Origin of the sequence: Arthrobacter sp. UNCCL28 (assembly GCF_900102805.1) — a bacterium.
In the GTDB taxonomy this organism is placed as follows: domain Bacteria; phylum Actinomycetota; class Actinomycetes; order Actinomycetales; family Micrococcaceae; genus Arthrobacter; species Arthrobacter nicotinovorans_A.
Map to the genome: position 1 here is coordinate 490,652 of NZ_FMWE01000003.1, position 17,081 is coordinate 507,732.

16 protein-coding genes are annotated in these 17,081 nt (G+C 63.0%); 6 read left to right on the top strand and 10 right to left on the bottom strand.

Annotated features, from left to right (window positions below; genetic code table 11):
- Positions 1-22: 22 nt before the first annotated feature.
- Positions 23-505: a pyridoxamine 5'-phosphate oxidase family protein gene (locus BLQ01_RS10800; RefSeq protein WP_026540558.1), complete on the top strand. Its 483-nt coding sequence runs from the start codon at positions 23-25 to the stop codon at positions 503-505.
- A 3-nt stretch (positions 506-508) separates the two neighbouring features.
- Positions 509-865: a TraR/DksA family transcriptional regulator gene (locus tag BLQ01_RS10805; RefSeq protein ID WP_091551713.1), complete on the top strand. Its 357-nt coding sequence runs from the start codon at positions 509-511 to the stop codon at positions 863-865.
- Between the two features lie 31 nt (positions 866-896).
- Here BLQ01_RS10805 and BLQ01_RS10810 read toward each other — a convergent pair whose 3' ends face one another.
- The 7 genes from BLQ01_RS10810 to BLQ01_RS10840 form a co-directional block, all read right to left on the bottom strand.
- Positions 897-1,157: a hypothetical protein gene (locus BLQ01_RS10810; RefSeq protein ID WP_026540560.1), complete on the bottom strand. Its 261-nt coding sequence runs from the start codon at positions 1,155-1,157 to the stop codon at positions 897-899.
- A gap of 18 nt (positions 1,158-1,175) precedes the next feature.
- Positions 1,176-2,189 carry a fumarylacetoacetate hydrolase family protein gene (locus BLQ01_RS10815; protein ID WP_091551715.1) on the bottom strand — a complete coding sequence of 338 codons (1,014 nt, stop codon included), beginning with the start codon at positions 2,187-2,189 and terminating at the stop codon, positions 1,176-1,178.
- Between the two features lie 10 nt (positions 2,190-2,199).
- The gene (locus BLQ01_RS10820) at positions 2,200-3,276 is read right to left on the bottom strand and encodes an amidohydrolase family protein (RefSeq protein WP_254779364.1); all 1,077 of its coding nucleotides are present in this window, start codon (positions 3,274-3,276) and stop codon (positions 2,200-2,202) included.
- A complete protein-coding gene (locus BLQ01_RS10825) occupies positions 3,273-4,397 on the bottom strand; it encodes an FAD-dependent monooxygenase (protein WP_091551718.1) in 1,125 nt (374 codons plus the stop codon). Before BLQ01_RS10825 ends, BLQ01_RS10820 begins: the two co-directional genes overlap by 4 nt.
- 65 nt (positions 4,398-4,462) lie before the next feature.
- Complete coding sequence (locus BLQ01_RS10830) at positions 4,463-5,422, bottom strand: cyclase family protein (protein WP_175493428.1); 960 nt, start codon at positions 5,420-5,422, stop codon at positions 4,463-4,465.
- Positions 5,423-5,466: 44 nt separating this feature from the next.
- The gene (locus BLQ01_RS10835) at positions 5,467-6,408 is read right to left on the bottom strand and encodes a fumarylacetoacetate hydrolase family protein (RefSeq protein WP_091551719.1); all 942 of its coding nucleotides are present in this window, start codon (positions 6,406-6,408) and stop codon (positions 5,467-5,469) included.
- On the bottom strand, positions 6,408-7,427 hold the full coding sequence (locus BLQ01_RS10840) for a VOC family protein (RefSeq protein ID WP_091551721.1): 1,020 nt from the start codon (positions 7,425-7,427) through the stop codon (positions 6,408-6,410). Before BLQ01_RS10840 ends, BLQ01_RS10835 begins: the two co-directional genes overlap by 1 nt.
- Positions 7,428-7,698: 271 nt before the next feature.
- Between BLQ01_RS10840 and BLQ01_RS10845 the strand changes: the two genes are divergently transcribed.
- Both BLQ01_RS10845 and BLQ01_RS10850 read left to right on the top strand, forming a co-directional pair.
- On the top strand, positions 7,699-8,925 hold the full coding sequence (locus tag BLQ01_RS10845) for an MFS transporter (RefSeq protein WP_091551723.1): 1,227 nt from the start codon (positions 7,699-7,701) through the stop codon (positions 8,923-8,925).
- A 29-nt stretch (positions 8,926-8,954) separates the two neighbouring features.
- A complete protein-coding gene (locus tag BLQ01_RS10850) occupies positions 8,955-9,911 on the top strand; it encodes a LysR family transcriptional regulator (RefSeq protein ID WP_026540568.1) in 957 nt (318 codons plus the stop codon).
- A 19-nt stretch (positions 9,912-9,930) separates the two neighbouring features.
- Here BLQ01_RS10850 and BLQ01_RS10855 read toward each other — a convergent pair whose 3' ends face one another.
- On the bottom strand, positions 9,931-11,181 hold the full coding sequence (locus BLQ01_RS10855; protein ID WP_091551724.1) for an MFS transporter: 1,251 nt from the start codon (positions 11,179-11,181) through the stop codon (positions 9,931-9,933).
- 205 nt (positions 11,182-11,386) lie between these two features.
- A complete protein-coding gene (locus BLQ01_RS10860) occupies positions 11,387-13,297 on the bottom strand; it encodes an FAD-binding monooxygenase (protein WP_091551726.1) in 1,911 nt (636 codons plus the stop codon).
- A 184-nt stretch (positions 13,298-13,481) separates the two neighbouring features.
- Between BLQ01_RS10860 and BLQ01_RS10865 the strand changes: the two genes are divergently transcribed.
- Both BLQ01_RS10865 and BLQ01_RS10870 read left to right on the top strand, forming a co-directional pair.
- Complete coding sequence (locus tag BLQ01_RS10865; protein WP_254779366.1) at positions 13,482-14,417, top strand: 5'-3' exonuclease; 936 nt, start codon at positions 13,482-13,484, stop codon at positions 14,415-14,417.
- Positions 14,418-14,568: 151 nt separating this feature from the next.
- Complete coding sequence (locus BLQ01_RS10870) at positions 14,569-15,129, top strand: Clp protease N-terminal domain-containing protein (protein ID WP_091551729.1); 561 nt, start codon at positions 14,569-14,571, stop codon at positions 15,127-15,129.
- A 62-nt stretch (positions 15,130-15,191) separates the two neighbouring features.
- Here the strand turns inward: BLQ01_RS10870 and BLQ01_RS10875 are convergent, their stop codons facing one another.
- Positions 15,192-16,943 carry an acyltransferase gene (locus tag BLQ01_RS10875; RefSeq protein ID WP_091551731.1) on the bottom strand — a complete coding sequence of 584 codons (1,752 nt, stop codon included), beginning with the start codon at positions 16,941-16,943 and terminating at the stop codon, positions 15,192-15,194.
- Positions 16,944-17,081: the final 138 nt, after the last annotated feature.

Consider the following 17,081-nt stretch of genomic DNA (forward strand, 5'->3'; position numbering starts at 1 on the left):
GGCATGGAGAATTGAGGGAAAGATGACTGAAGAGCAAGGCATTGCCAAGGTGACGGAGATTATCAACGACTCCAGGATCGGAATGCTGACCACCATCAACGAAGAAGGCGCGCTGGTCAGCCGGCCGCTCGCTGTTCAGGATGTCAAGGACGACGGCGACATGTGGTTCTTCACAGGACTGGACACCTCGCAGGTTGCGCACGTGCGGCAGGATCCCCGCGTCAATGTTTCCTTTGGGAAGAACACGGAGTGGGTTTCCGTGGCCGGCACCGCTGAAGTGGTGACCGACCGCCAGAAAATCCGCGAGATGTGGAACCAAGTGGTCGAAGCCTGGTATCCGGACGGGCCCGAAACCCCGGAGGTCTGCCTGCTGCACGTTGACTCAGATTCGGCAGAGTACTGGACCAGCCCCGGCGGGACAGCCGCTACAGTGCTCCAATGGGTGAAGTCCAAGGTTACGAACTCCCGCTTCAGCGTGGGCGAAAGCGGAACGGTGGACCTCTGAGCCGTGGTTGACGTCCAGCGGTTCCGGCTCCTCCTTGAGGAGGAGCGGAACCGCAAGTTCAAGCTCGTTGAGGCGCTGCGCAGCGACATCACGTCGGTAAGCCTTGCCCGTCAGGACTCCAATGTGGACGACGAACACGATCCCGAGGGCAGCACCATAGCGTTCGAGCTTTCCCAGGCGGAAGCCCTCCTTGACCAAAGCCGCGCCGGCCTGGACCAGGTAGAAGCCGCCCTCGAGCGGATAGCCACGGGGAACTACGGTACGTGCCAGGTGTGCGGGGCAGCCATACCGGAGGCCCGGCTCGAGGCACGTCCGTGGACACCCTTCTGTGTCCAGCATGCCACCGCGCGGCGCCGGTGAGCCGGTCAGCAGTTAGCCAGGAAGCAGTTAGCTAGGCAGACATGCCAGGGGACACGGGGATGAACTCGATGGTTTCCTGGACCTTCTTGCGGGGGCCGCGGTTGAATCCTTTGGCGTCCAGATGGTTGCCGGCCCGATACGCAGCCAGCGCCTCATCGTAGATCTCGTTCAGCCGTTGGCCTGTAAAGACTTCCCGGCTTCCGTCGGTGAAGAGTATGGATACCGAAGCGCCGCCCGGAAAGTGCCTTTTCATCCGGACGAAGCCTTCAGTGTCCTGCTGCAGGGAAATCAAGGTGGACCGCGCTTTCTTTTAGTGGTTGGTGACAGTCTCCCGCATTTCCTGGCCGGTGCGTGCTTTTGTTCCGGGCCGGGAACGGGCCGGTACCCTGGTCACGGCCTCGCGGCGCTCACCCACAGTGTTGATGATGGAGCCGATTCCGTCCACGGTCATTCTTACGCTGTCCCCGGTCTTCAACGGCGCCGGAGTCCTGCTGCCGTTCCGTCCCCAAAGCTCAGCCAGGCAGCCGCTGCCACAGGTTCCCGAGCCCAGGACGTCCCCTGGCCGGACCACGGAGTCCTGGGACGCATAGGCCACGAGCTCAGCGAAGGGCCACCCCATGTTGGAGAGCAGGTCTTGGCCAATGGCGTCGCCGTTGACCTCAACGGACATGGCAAGGGGCAGGAACCCCTCCTCGTCGTGCAAATGCTCGAATTCATCTGCCGTCACGATCCACGGGCCGAGGGTGTTGGCGAAGTCCTTCCCTTTGCACGGCCCCAGGCTGACCTTCATCTCCCGCCTCTGGAGATCACGCGCCGACCAATCGTTGAGGATCGTGTAGCCGAAGATGTGCCGGTGCGCGTCGGCTGCGGACAGGTTCTTCCCTTCACTGCCCTGTACGTACCCCACGACGGCCGCAACTTCTGTCTCAAAATCCAGCTCGCTGCAACCTGCCGGAATGCCGATGACCTCGCCCGTCCCGGTCACTGTGTGAGGATTGGTGAAATAAAAGGTCGGGGCTTCGTACCATTCGGCAACTACGCCGGCCACACCATCAATGCTCTTGCGCACCCCTTCAACATGTTCCTCGAAGGCCACAAAATCCCGGATTGTCCCAGGGAGCAGCGGGGCCAGCAACTGGACTTTCTGCAAGGCAACCGGAGGTACATCCCGGCTGGTTGCCGCGGCAATTGACAATGCCTCCTCCAGGCCCGCCTGCAGCAGGTGCTGAACGGTCCGTCCCGCGGGCATTGCAAAGCAGTTGCCGTCCTCGATGAATCCTTCGTGAGTACCGCCGTCGTAGTTCCAGCGGGCGATCTTTACCATGGCGGCTTCCTTAGGCGGTGGGGCGGGCGGTGAGGGCAGCGGCGGCGGTCAGGCCGAGCCGGGCTGCGTTCCCGGCAAGGATTCCTGCGACATCTGCTTCGGAAAGACCTGCCTCATGGACCTCGCCAACAGGGTCATCCGAACCCATGTCAAAGGGGTAGTCGGAACCGAGCATCACCTGGCCGGGCCCTGCGGCCTGGACGAGCGCGGCGAGTTCGCGCGGATTGTGAACCAGGGAATCGAAGAAGATCCGCTGAAGATATGACGACGGCCGTTCGGCGCACCTCCGCGCCTCCGGACGTACCTTCCACGCATGGTCGGAACGGCCGATCGTGGTGGGAAGGTAACCCCCGCCGTGGGCAGCAAGGATCAAAAGCCCCGGGTAACGGTCCAGGACTCCGCTGAAAATGAGGTGGGAAAGGGCCACGGCGTTCTCGGCAGGCTGGGAAACGGTGTTGGCCAGGTAGAACCGGTCCAGGCGCTCGTCCAGGGAACAGCCGAACGGGTGCAGGAAAACGAGGGCGCCGAGTTCCTCGGCCCGGCTCCAGAAGGCTTCCAGCCGTGGATCGGAGAGCTCAACGGTGGTGTGCTCCGGATCGCCGGGCGTACCGGCAAACGATCCAATTTCAACGCCCTGCAGGCCGCATTCGATGACTGCATGTTCCAAGGCCTCAACCATGAGGTCCGGATGCTGCAACGGCACCAGTCCCAAGCCGTTCAACCGGTCCGGAGCCCCTTGTACCAGCCCGCGTACTGCCTCGTTGGCCTGCTTGGCCAGCGTCAGCGCAAGCCCGGCCCCGGCAAAGTAGTAGAAATGCGATGGCGAGGGAGAGACGAGCTGGACGTCCACCCCCTGGGCATCCATATCTGCCAGGCGCCTGTCGAGGTCGGTGAGCTGGGGCCACCTCTCCTTGATCATGACGCCCGAGTTCGCCATGGACTCAGGTCCGTTCCTCCGCACTTCCAGTGCCTGCAGGGCTGCGAAACCCTGGGGGTCCGCGTTCGCCACGGTTTGTTGGAGGGCTGGGATGAGGACGTGGGCGTGGACGTCGAGGATGGGTTGGTGATTGGTTGCGGCGGTGTTCACGCGGGTTCCTTCAGCATGGTCGAAAGTGAGTTCATGAGGCCGGGCACATCTGCGTCCCGGACGCCGTCCAGCATCCATTGGCCCAACTGGACGGAGGCCCGCACTACGGCGGCGGCCCTGTCCAAGCGACGGTCCGTGAATTCTTTCCAGAGTGTCTCGGTGAGGTGGTCGGCTGAGATCAGGAGTTCGGCGAGGACCGCGGCATCCTCCAAAGCCATGGCTGCCCCTTGGGCGACGGTCGGCGGGCAGCTGTGGGCGGCATCGCCGATGATCACCGTGCGGCCACGGTTCCAGGGTCCGTCGACCAGATGCGAGGTGAACCAGGTGTAGTTGATGCGGGCACTGTGGTCCAGGTTTGCGCGGATTTCGTTCCACGGACCGCCGTAGGCCGCCGCTAGTTCGGACATGACCCTGGGGCCGTCTTCATGCCTGCGTTCCTGGGCCTTTTCCACAAGGTAGGCGTAGATGGTGTCCGGTCCGGTGGGGCAATAGCCGGCAATGAAGCATGGGCCGCCATAGGTCAGGTCCGTCCGGACGACGTCCTCGGGCCGCTCAACGAAAGCCCGCCAGATGCCCATGCCGGTGGGCTTGGGTCCCACTTCGATGCCGATCGCTGACCGTACGGAGGAATGAAGACCGTCGGCACCTATGAGGAGATCGTAGGCAGCGCTTGCGCCATCGGCAGTGCGGACGGTGACGGTGGCGCCGTCGTCTGCTATTTCGTTGACTGTTTTGCCGTAACTGATCCGGGCCCCGGCTTCTTCGGCGCGGACGCGCAGGATTTCGGTCAGGTCCGGCCGGTACATCCCAAGCGTTGCGGGAAGGTCGTCACCGCCGGTGCGGATATCCTCCAGTACCGCCACCACAGTGCCGGCGGGATCGGGAGCCCGCAGGCCAAGGGTGCTGAATGCGTAGCCTTTCCCCTGTACCTGTTCCCAAACGCCCAGGTCCCGGAGGATCCGCAGGGCGTTGCCCTGGAGCGTAATGCCGGAGCCCAGGGTTTGCGGCTCCGCCGCTTTCTCCAAAACCTCCACCTCGATACCTGACCCGGCCAGGAGGATGGCAGCAGTGAGGCCCGCGGCCCCCGCTCCAACGATTCCAACCCTCTGTACTGCTGCCATCTGAAAACTCCTTTGTGGTGACGGCTTTACTGCCTATTGTGCTGCCTGTAGTAGCGGGCTGCGTGTCAGCGGACTGCGATGGGATTCACCGGCGAACCCACGGCTCCGGTAATGGGAAGAGGGGCCGCAGTCAGCATGAAGTCGTACCTGCCATCCGCGGCGCACGCCTGGGCCAACGCATCCGGATCCCACATCTCTCCCAGGAACAAACCGAGGTTGGGAATCGCGATCTGGTGCAACGGCTGGAATGCGCCCTCAAATTCGTTGGGACGGACCTCGAAGCCCCAGGTGTCCGTGGCGATTCCGGCAATTTCCGAACCGTGGAGCCATTCGGCGGTGCTGAAGGAGAGCCCCGGCGCGGACCCGCCTGCGTAGTCTCCCCAGCCATCTCTGCGGACCCGGGTGTACTGCCCCGTCCGGATCACCACGATATCGCCACGGCGAACCTCAGCGCTGGAACCCTGGCGTTCAATGGTCAGTTCCAGATGTTCCGGGGTGATGGCAAACCCGTCCGGCAGTTCGCCATCGGTCCGTCCCAGGTCAGGACCCAGTGCCCGGCCAACATCGAGCAGCACACCGCGGGTCACGATCTTTGCCGCAGCTGTTTCGATTCCTGTGACGAGGTCGCCCTCGGAGGTGACAACATCCCCGGCTGCACGGCCGTTCCATGCCTTGCCGCGATCGAAGATGTGTCCCAGCCCGTCCCATTGGGTGGAGCACTGCAGCGGCATGGCAATGACGTCATCGGCCCCGCCGAAGCCGTGCGGGAATCCTTGGTTTCCCCGCTCGGCGTCGACGCCGGTGTCTGTCATGGTGTGGACGGGGTTGGTCCGCCGGCGCCATCCCTTCTGGGGGCCGTTGGTATCAAAGGGCTGTGACAAGGAGAACGCCTCGCCGGACTTCACCAGCTGCGCCGCTTCCACGCGCTTGGCGGCGTCGATGAAGTTCAGTGTCCCGAGCACGTCCCCTTCGCCCCAACGGTCCCAGTTGTTGTACCGTTTTGCGGCGGCGGCAATACTGGCCATCGGATCGTCCCGCTGGATCAGGGAAGCGTTCACGGCGTCGGTGGTCACTGCTCGTCCTTGCAGTGGATCAGCTGGGTGCCCAGGCCGGTAATGGTGCCTTCCATGACGTCGCCGTCCTGCAGGAGCCGGCCCCAGTGTTGTCCGTTGCCGGCAGGGCTGCCGGTCAGCACCAGGTCGCCCGGCTTCAAGGGCATCGTCTGGGAAGCTTCGCTGACCAGTTTGGCTACCCCGAAGATCATGTCCTGCGTGGATTCATCCTGCATTGCTTTGCCGTTGAGCTTCAGGGTGACCTGGACGTCCTGGGGGTCCCCGAAGAACTTGGCCGGAACCAAGAGTGGGCCGGTCGGCAGGAAGCCCGGGGCATTCTTGGCCCGGTACCAGTCCGACCCGATGGCCGGCATGTCCTTGCGGAAGACGTACTCCCGGGTGGTGATGTCATTGACCATGGTGTAGCCGAAGACGTACTCGAGGGCTTCTTCCGGGCTGATCCGGAACGCCTCCTTGCCGATCACGGCCGCCAGTTCCAATTCCCAGTCATGGGACTTGCTGTAGGCGGGGAGGGTAAGGTCGTCGGTGGCTGATGCGATGGCTGTCGGAAGGCCAATGAAGAAGTACGGTGTGCCCTGGCCGGCACGCTTGTCCATCATGGCAGCAGTCTTGGCGCGAACCTCCTCGGCATCCTGGCCGGCATCGCGGTGTGCCACGGCGAGGTCGATCACGTGCTTGCGGTAGTTGGCACCTGTTTGCAGCACCTGTGCAGGTTCCACAGGGGCAAGGACTTCAACGCCGGAGAGTTCCAGGCCTGCACCGGCACCCGCGGAGGCGGCCAAGGCGTCCAGCTCGGATTCGGTGGCGTCCCAGTGCTGGATGATCGAATTGATGTCTCCGTCCAGGGGCAGGACACGTTCTCCGACCACCAGGCCGGCTTTGGGCTTGGTATCGCCTGGCTCCTGAAAGCGGATCAGTGCATAACTTGCCTGTGTCATTAGCCCCGGCCCTGCTTTGCGTAGGGGTTCAGGAGGGCTTCCTTCATCTCCGCCGATGCTCCCTCTTCCGTGGCGGTGAAGCCTTCAGCGGGCGGGAAGGATTCGGTCATGGACTGCGGCATGGCACCGTTCTTGTAGAAGTTGTTCGAACCTTCCGACGGCTTCCAGGTGTTGGCATCCCAGTCCGGTACGTAGTTGCGGTAGCCGCCGGAGTTAAGCTCCACCCGCAGGCCCGAGGGATCGCGGAAGTACAGGAAGTTCTGCTCGCCCACGCCGTGGATGGATGGTCCGTATTCCATGGGGGTGCCGTTTTCCATCATCACATCGGCCGTGCGGAGCAGGTCCTCGGTGGCATCGACCCAGAAAGCGATGTGGTTGACGCGACCGGCACGCTGGGAGGTGTCCAGGACCACTCCGAGGTCGTGGGACTTCTCGTTGGTGGTCAGGACGGAGAATACGGTGATCGGCGCTTCATCCAGGTCCACGAATGCCATGACGCGGAATCCCAAAGCCTCGTTGTACCACTGGGCGAATCCGCGGACATCGGAGGCAGCCACAGTGACGTGGTCCAGGAAACGCGGTGCGGCTGCGTGGCTGCTGCGGCGCTCGGGGCGGTCAGGGTAGGTGGATTCGAAACCGGGCTCGGCGACGAACTTCTCTACGTCATAGAACAGGCGCATGTGGTGTCCGTAGGGACCGGTGAATTCGTAGGCCTTGCCGAAGCCGTGGCCACCGGCAGTCCAGGTACCCTGCACGCCGGTTGCTTCAACACGGGCAGCGGCTGCTTCCAGTGCGGCCTGGGTGTTGGTGCGCCATGCCATGCGTCCCAGCGATGCTTCCGGGCCTTCGGTGATGACCAGGCTGTAGCGGTAGTAGTCGCCCCAGCAGCGCAGGTAGACGTTGCCATCCACGCGGTCGATGATGCGCATGCCGAACTTTTCCTCGTAGAACCGTGCCGAGGCTTCGACGTCCGGAGCGGTGATCTCGAGGTGGGCAAGATGGGAGAGGGGAGTTTCCACGATGAATTCCTTCTAAGTGCTGATGTCTCGGACAGTTCTCTGCAGGTCCTGTAACCACCATGAGACACATCACGTATTTGGAGAAGAGAAACTATCTGATAGGAGCTATCCGCCCGACAAATAGTTCAGGAGCCCAGTACCTATCACTGGCACGAATACCTGCTATACCCAAATGGGTATTCACCGCACGCGTGGGCTTTGTCACAGTGATCAACATCCCCTCGGCGCTCCGGCCGTAGCGGGGACTCTTCAACGGCGAAGGAACACCCCCATGACCACCATTGATCCCACTTCGCTTGGATCGCGGCGCCCGGCCTCCGCCAGGGAGGCCGGCAAAGCCCAGGCCGCACTTCTTGTGGCCGGAAGTTGCATGCCGGTATTGGGCGCGGTCCTGCTGGCACCGGTCCTGCCTACCTTGAACCAGGTTTTCGCGGATACCGCTGGTGTCGCAATTCTGGTGCCGCTGGTCCTGACCCTTCCAGCACTGTTCGTGGCACTCTTTTCACCCTTGGCAGGCTACGTCGCCGACAGGATCGGACGAAAGCAGCTGCTGATCTTCGCCATGCTGGCCTATTCACTCTTTGGTACGGCTCCACTGTGGTTGGACACCCTTGAATCCATTGCCGTCTCAAGGATCGGCGTCGGTATAGCCGAAGCCGCCATCATGACCTGCTGCACCACCCTGATCACCGACTACTACGCGGGGCTGCAAAGGAACAAATACCTGGGCCTCCAAACCATGGTCAGCGCGCTTGCCGCAACGGCCTTCTTTGCCTTGGGCGGGGCCTTGGGCAGCATCAGTTGGCGGACGCCGTTCTGGCTTTACGCCGCCGGCGCTGTGCTGGTGGTCCCCATGGTCTTCAAGCTTTGGGAGCCGGCCAGAAACCAGGGTGCAGTAAACGTCCCGGGCGGGTCAGCAGTAAAACAGCCGGTGCCTTGGCGCCGGATAGGAGCGCCTGCTGCCGTGACGCTGTTCGGGGGCATTGTCTTCTACGCGCTGATCGTCCACCTGCCGTACGTCATGGCAGGGTTGGGCGTCCAGGATGCTGCCCTCATCGGCGGAGCCGCCGCGATCGCTTCATTGGCCACGGCAGCGGGGGCAATTTCCTTCCGCTTCCTTGCCACGTTGGGAACCCGAAAACTGTTGGCAGGCGCCTTCGGCCTTGCCGCCGTCGGGCTTTGCGTTGTCTCCGTGGCAGGCAGTGTTCCGCTGGCAATCCTTGGCGCAGTCATCGCCAGTGCCGGGACGGGTGTGTTGTTGCCAACGTTGTTGACCTGGGCAGTCAGTGGACTTAATTTCTCCCAGCGCGGACGCGGCACCGGCATCTGGACCGGAGCCTTGTTCATTGGCCAATTCCTGACGCCCATCGTGCTGGGGGCAACCGCTGCAGCGCTGGGCAACCTGGCACTGGCCCTCGGCGCGTTGGGCATTGCTTGTGCCCTGGCACTGTTGTTGGTCCTGGTCCGGGGCCCCCGGCTGGTGCCGGTCAGCCACTGACGTTGCCGGGGGCTGGATAACCTAGGGGGATGAAGAACCTGGACCTGAACCTGTTGCCCCAACTTCAGGTGCTGCTCGAACTGCGGAACGTGTCCCGGGCCGCCGAGCGACTCCAGCTCAGCCAGCCGGCCACCAGCGCTGCCATGGCAAGGCTGCGGCGGCATTTCGACGACGAACTGCTGGTCCGCCACGGCCGCACCTACGATCTCACCCCGTTTGCGCAGTCGTTGGTCCCGTTGGTCGATGAAGCCATGCTCCACGTCCAGCGGGCCACCCGCGTCCGTTCCGGTTTTGATGCCGCCACGAGTACCCGGGAGTTCGTCATTGCCGCTTCCGACTACGCGGCGGCCTTGATTGTTGGGCCGTTGCGGGGCATCCTGCAACAGGAAGCGCCCGGGGTCCTGGTGGATTTCGTTCCGACCTCGGGCCTTGCCGGAACGATGGCCGAGTACTCGAAGATGGACTTGCTGGTGGGGCCAACCGGATACAAGATGCAGGGCGAATCCAAACAGTTGTTCCGCGACAGCTTTGTAGCAGTGGTCGACGCCGGCAATCCGCTGCTGCAGAGGCCGGAAGTGACACTCGCAGACCTGGTGGAGCTGCCACATGCGGTGGGGTACTTCGGTGAGGGAATCAGCACTCCCGCTGACAAACTCTTTGAGTCGCGGAGCGTTCGACGCCGGGTGGCAGCGACCGTGGCCGGCTTCCTGTCCCTGCCCCTGCTGGTTGAGGGTACGGACCTGGTGGCCCTGGTTCCGCGGATGCTGGCATCCAGGGCCCGGCGGGGGGCCAGTATCGAAGTGCTGGACTTCGAGCAAAAGCTGGAAGCGGCGCTGGTTGAGGCCATGTACTGGCACCCCTCCCAGACCGAGGATCCCGCCAATGCCTGGCTCCGCTCTGTAGTCCAGAGAGCCTGTTCGCAGCTGCACCTGATTTTCCCGGTGACCGCACATCCGGTCCTTGTTTCCGAGCGCGCGGGAAGCTAGCCGGCTGCCATCCTCCAGCTCAGGACGCGGCTTGTTCTCCTGCAGTGCCTCCCGTCGTGCTGCCCCGGTCTGCTGCAGATCCTTGCTTTCGGCTGGCCAGCAGGAACGGCACGGCAATGAGTTCGATCACGCCGGCCGTGGCCAGGGACAGCGGGTAGCCATAGAGGTCGGCTGTACGGCCCAGGAGTGGCTGGATGACGACGCCGCCGCTTGATCCCATGAGCGAATCGAAGCTGAGGACAGTAGCCCGTTGTTTGGAAGGGATCATGTCATTGACATAGGCCTGACGGACGGGCGTGGCCGCGGAACCCACCACCCCCCAGAGCACCAGCAACGCCAGCGCGACCCAGAAATTGTTCGTGAAGCCAAGGACCACAAGATTGGCCGCCCCCATGATCCCGCCGAACACCAGGACGGACGTGCGTTTGTGGAAGAGCCGCCGGGCGTGGGGAGCAAGCCAGCCGCCCAGGATCTGCGAGCCCGCTACGATTGCTGCGGCCAGCCCGGCAATGGAGTAGGCGCGAGGATCGCCAAAGAGGTCCAGAAGGTAAGGCTGCAGCGCGTAGAAGACATAAATGCCGACGCCGGCGCTGAAGGGGGCTGCCAACATCACGTAGCGGACCGGCGGATTCTTCAGGCCATTATCAATGGATGCGGACAGCACTGCCCGGGTGGCCCGAAGGGGATGCGTCGAACGCTCAGGCGAGAATCCGACGTCGTGCATCAAGGTGAAGGCCACGGCGAACATGGCGACCAGGACAACAACACGCAGGAGGAAAGGCACCCCCAGGTTGGTTGCCTGGGCAATGGCGCCTCCGGCGATCGAGCCTGCCAACATGGCAACGCCCTGCACCATCTGCCCCCGGCCCAGGACTGATTCCAACCCGCCCTCGTAGCCGGAGAACCGCAGTGCGTCCACCAACCAGGCTTCCACGGCGCCGGAGAAGAAGGTGAAGCCCAAGCCCAGCAGGACCGACACCACAGCCCACATCCAGAAGGGCGCCTGGACCTGCCAAAGCGCAAAGTAGAGGTACGTGGATGCGGCGAGGGTGACGGTGCCCAGCAGGAAGGAAACCCTCCGGCCCCAACCGTCAGCAATGACGCCGGTGGGGATCTCGAACAGCACCATTCCCGCGGTGAAAAAAGCGTTGGCGGCGAACGCCTCCAGGTTGCTCAGCCCGGCGTCCAGCAGGAAAAGCGTATTGATGCCCCAGATGAAAGAGGCCGCGATGGTGTTGCCCAGCGTCAGGGTGAGGTAGACGCGCTGGATCTTGCGGGCGGCCGGGGCATCGTGTCGCCGCCCACGTTGTTGTGAGGGACCACCACCTCATTGTCGTCCCCGCTTCAGGGCTTTGCCAGAGCGGTGTGGGCAACAATGTTCGTTACAGCCGACCTTCCGTCCGGGTCCTTAAACGCAACTGCCGGCAGGCTTTGCGGCCTGCCGGCAGTTCCCATCCCAGGGGGATGCGTGCTCTTTATGCGCGAAGGAGTCCCGCTCCCGGCCGGGAAGCCAGCAAGGGGGCAAAGAACCCGCCGAGCTCAGCCGTGCCGGTCAAGGGCAGGATGTTGGCGACGTACTGGTCGGGGCGGACCACCACTACGGCTCCGTCGCGGCTGATGCCACGCAGGTCGAAGATGTCCGCGTTGGCATCGGTGCCAAAGACTTTTTCAAGGTAGGTCAGCTTGAATGGTCCGACTGTGGGTTTGAAAGCCGCCGGTACGGCGTTGATGTCCACGTTGGTGTGGTCCTGCTGGTAGATCACCTTCAGATCGAACCATGCGTCGCGGTCAGCATCCGACGGCGTAGCAGCCAACGGCGAGTCAGGCGAGTTCGCGATCCACTCGGCAAAGTCCGCCACAGGGCCCGGGGCGCCTGCCAAGGCGGCGTCGGCGAAGACATAGATCCGCCAGCGGCCGTCCGCCTTGGCGTGGTGCCCCAAGTGCATGGAGTTGGTGTCGCAGACCCGCAGTACCGGAGCAGATTTGAAGCGCTTGCCAACCGGGAAGCCGGTGGCAAGGCCCTGATGCTTTGCCTCGGCGATGACCAGGGAAGGGTCGTACTGGGTCATGAAACCTGCAGGGAACTCGGCGGTGCTGGAGTAGAAAGTCTCCAGCTCTGCAGGGTCTTCGAATTCTTCGGGCTTCTTGGCCATCAGGGTGGACCACTGCTTGTCGAAGTCGATCAGGTTCTTAGCTACGACCTGCCGCTCGGCCGAGTAGGTGTCCAGGAGGCTTTCGGGGCTGCGCCCCTCAAGGACATGTCCAAGCTTCCAGCCGATGTTGAACCCATCCTGCATGGAAACGTTCATGCCCTGGCCGGCCTTGGCACTGTGGGTGTGGCAGGCGTCGCCGGTGATGAACACCCGCGGGGTACGCGTGCCGCGCTCCTCCGGCAGGACGTCGTCGAACCTGTCCGTGAGCCGGTGGCCTACCTCGTAGACGCTGTGCCACGCAACGTTGCGCACATCCACAGTGTAAGGGTGGAGGATGTCGTTGGCCTTTTGGATGATCTGTTCGATGGAGGTCTTGCGCACGGCCCCTTTGTCGTTGGGGTCCACTTCTCCCAGGTCCACGTACATGCGGAACAGGTGGCCGCCTTCGCGTGGGATCAGCAGGATACTGCCGCCACTGCCGGACTGGATGGCGCATTTGGTACGGATATCCGGGAAGTCGGTGACAGCGAGGACGTCCATGACACCCCACGCATGGTTGGCCTGGTCCCCGGCAAGGTGGCAGCCAATGGACTCGCGGACCTTGCTGCGGGCGCCGTCTGCACCCACGACGTACTTTGCCCGAATGATCCGTTCCTGGCCTTCGTGGGGCCCGGATGTGTGGGCCAAGGTCACAGCAACCGGGTAATCCCCGTCGCCGGTGACCTTGAGGCCTTGGAATTCGTAGCCATAATCGGGAGTCATCCGGGCGGGGGAGTTGGCCATGAATTCTGCGAAATAGTCCAGCACGCGGGCTTGGTTCACGATCAGGTGCGGGAACTCGCTGATGCCGGCAGGATCATCCACGGCCCGGGCGGCCCGCACAATGCGTGAGTGGTCGGCCGGATCCGGCTTCCAGAAGGCCATCTCCGTGATGCGGTAGGCCTCTGCGATGATCCGTTCGGCGAAACCGAACGCCTGGAAAGTCTCGACACTCCGGGCCTGGATGCCATCGGCCTGGCCAATGGCCAAGCGACCAGGGCGACGTTCCACAATGCGGGTTGTCACCTCCGGAAACTGGGACAGTTGCGCAGCGGTGAGCATTCCGGCGGGGCCGGTACCGACAATGAGGACGTCTACTTCGTCAGGAAGCTCGGCTGGGCGGTTAATTCCGACGCCGGCTGCGGGCTCGACTCGCGGGTCACCGGATACATAACCGTGGTGGTGAAACTGCACGGGCTTTCCTCACTTCTTCGTGGGCCATAGCGGCTGGTGGTGTTCGATAATAGAACAACGTGTTCTATTATCGCTCAGTCAATCGTAATGCGGCTCACAGTGGCGTTCAAGTCTTTTGCGCCCCCTTCTGTTCGATGCCCGTGAGGTTCCTGCCCAAAGGACCTCCGGCGTGTCAGGATCAGGTATGCCCCGACTGATGCTGCTGGACACCGCTTCGCTGTACTTCCGAGCCTTTTATGGCATTCCCGATTCCATACGCCGCCCGGACGGGACCCCCGTTAATGCTGTTCGGGGGCTGATGGACATGATCGCCCGCCTCACCACTGACTACGAAGCGACCCACGTGGTCGCCTGTTGGGACAATGACTGGCGGCCGCAATGGCGCGTGGACTTGATTCCCAGCTACAAATCGCACAGGGTTGCGGAGATCATCGAGCACGGCCCTGACGTCGAAGTGGTCCCGGACCCCTTGGAAGCCCAGATTCCCATGATCCGCCGGGTACTGGACCTGGCCGGAATCGCCGTTGTGGGCGTTGACGAGCACGAGGCCGATGACGTCATTGGGACCTATGCGAGCCGGGCAACCTTTCCCACGGATGTGGTCACCGGCGACCGCGACCTTTTCCAACTGGTCGACGACGAACGCGCGGTCCGCGTCATTTACACAGCCCGTGGGATGAAAAACCTGGAAGTTCTCACCGACGTCGTCGTCGTGGGAAAGTACCGTGTCCTGCCCGCCCAATACGCTGATTTCGCCACCCTCCGCGGAGATGCTTCCGACGGACTGCCAGGTGTGGCGGGAATCGGGGAGAAGACAGCAGCGTCCCTGCTGGGCGTGCACGGCTCGTTGGAAGGCCTGCTCGAAGCGGCTAAAGACCCCGACGGCGGGTTATCCGCTTCCATACGGGCCAAACTCTCGGCAGCGGCGGACTACCTTAAAGTAGCCCCCGCCGTCGTCAACGTAGTGCGGGACCTCAAAGTACCCACACTTGAGGACGCGGGCGCTGAACTGCGTCCCGTTGCCGGGGCTGCACGCGAGGAGCTCGAAAAACTCGCCACCGAGTGGAATCTGGGAGGCTCGGCCAAGCGGCTCATGGACGCCCTCGACAGGATCCACTGAGGGCCCTCACAGCCTGACGTTCATTTTCACAGGCGAATGACAGGTTCGCGACAGCGTGGGCTGGGGTTGTCCTCTCATTGTTGAAAGAGGACGGCGCTCACGCCCGTCCCTCAGACACCAGCCGTACCAACGGCTCATCGAGGAGAGGTACATGTCGAAAACCAAGAGAATTACGCTGGGCGTTGCGGCCGGAGCCCTGGCATTGGGCGCAGGCCTTGGAGTAACCAGCATCGCGACCGCAGCCACCACACCATCGCCGGCGGCTACTTCTTCCGCCGATGCGGGCAAGCCTTCTGACGTGGGCGGGCGTCCGGGCGGAGGCCACGGCCACGGACGCGACGGCGGCCAGATTGCCACTCAGTTGGCCAGCAAGCTGGGCGTCGAGGAGTCAAAGGTCACCGACGCCCTGAAGGCCTTCCGGGAGGCTAACAAGCCCACAACCCCGCCGGCCGAAGGAACCGAAGGCGCCAAGCCCGACCGGACGGCCCAGGACGCCGCCCTTGCAAAGTCCCTGGCCGAAGCGTTGGGCGTGGATGAAGCGAAGGTCACCACAGCCTTGGAGGAGATCCGGGCTGAAGCCACAGCGGAGCGGTCCGCTGCACTGAAAACGCGGCTGGACAAGGCAGTCACTGACGGCAAGCTCACGCAGGCAGAAGCCGATGCCGTGGCCAAAGCCGTTGAAGCCGGCGTCATCGGCGGAGGCGGCCGCTAAGGCTGGCTGTTAAACCACTGACAGGCTGACTCGCCAGCGGGTTGACCCGCTGGCGGGATGATTCAAGGATTCCTCCGGGCGGCCCCGGGGGAATCCTTGTTCCCCCGCTGGTTACCGTGAGAAAAGCCCGGCAGCTTCCACGCAGGTTCGGGACGATGTACGCCACGTGGACGGTATCCCAATGCCCCGGCGTGGCCCAGGAGGTCAGCGAGGTACCAGATAATGGACAGCCACATCTCAGTTCCCTGAAGAGTCGGCAGGTGGTCCGGTCCACTCCCAGGCTCGGTGCTGAAGGCCATTCCTTGGTCTGGATTCCACCAGCCGAGCGCTTCCTCCAGCTGAACGTGGGCCCAACTGTTCATCTCGGCCCGACGATGGGAAGTCTGCTTGGATGCAAGCCAGAGGGGGTGGACGACGTCCAGGACATTGCAGGCATTCTGCTTTCCGGGAGCGAAATACCGTTCGTCGCCGGAGTGCGCGAGCACAGTGTCCACCAAGCGCTCAACATGGGGCACAGGGACGCCATATTGGGCGAAAGTGCCGCGGGTGAGGCGGTAGTACCCATTGACTACTTTGAGCCGCGTGCTGGCAGTGGGTATACCCCACGTTCCTGCCACGGGGTTGATGTGCGTCAACAACCAACCGAACAGAGCCTCCAACGAGCCAACGGAGTTCGGATGTTCCTGTTCAAGGTTCCAGTAGGCTGCAGTGCCCCATGCATCTACCCACGCCCCTGATCCCCACGCTTCCTCATGCCAGGGCAGCGCATCCAAGGAAGAGAGCAATGTTGCCGGATCCATGGTTGCCACGGAGTGCACTGGATGCCGGAACCGGCTGCCCAGGAGATTCAGCGCATAACCGGCTGAGAGGACGTGATAGGTTGCCGGCCCCTCTCCGAAGACCAGCGGAGCATCGGAGCTGAAATGGTTGGACCCAAGCTCCGGCAGCAACCCTGTGCCTGGATCCTGGAGGGACTGCAGTCGTTCGATGTGTTCCTCCCGAGAGAGCTGCGCAGGGACGGTACCCAGCAGGAGGTCCGCGATCTCGATGGCATCACAGTGCGCCCTGACCGTGGGCGCCTTTTGCGGACCGTCCACGTAGCGGCCGCCGCCAGAGTCGGTCCAGTGCCGGGAAAGAATCAGCGGAGCATCGGTGCGGGCCGCATCGGCGAACGAGGCCAGGGCTGCTGACAGCCCGTTGCCGGCATCCGCGTCCGTCTCGGGGAGATCGGCAGTCGGGGCGGCAACGGGATCCCGCCGGTCACGGATCCGACGTGCCGGATTGCCGCCCACAATGGACCAATCAGGTACGTCCTTGGTGACCACCGCTCCCGCAGCCAAGACGGCATGGGAGCCCACGCGGACTCCATCAAGGACCACCACGTTGGAGCCAATCCAGACGTCGTCTCCGATCCGGATTCCTTTGCTGGTCAAGGGCTGCCTGAAGACAGGTTCGGCCGGATCCATGGAGTGGTTGAAGCCCAGAATGGACGTGTGTGCACCGATTCTCACTCCGTCGCCCATGGTGATATTTCCCCGCACTACGGTGAAGGCGTTGACGGTGCAGTCGTTGCCCATGGTGATGGTGCCTGTGACGTAGGCATGGGCGGCAATGAAGGATCGCTCGCCGATGCAGAGGGAATCAGGGTCGATGCTTGCCTTGGGCGAGAGGAACGCTCCCTCACCGATAGTGGCTCCAGTCCGTTGGATGAAATCCTTGTGGTAGGCGTGCTGCGCCTCCCGTTCGGACTGCGAGGCGGAAGTCCAGAAAGTCCAGGGGGAGTAGTCGTAGTTGAGGTGATGCTCGGGATTCACGTCGCTCCGTGCTGAGGGATCGGGGAAAGCGCTTCCCACAATTATTGGTGGAGCTTACGGAGTGGTCAATGCACCAAAGGTAAACGATCAGTCCCGAACACTCCGGACAGCCGTACTCCCCATTGATGAAACATGCCT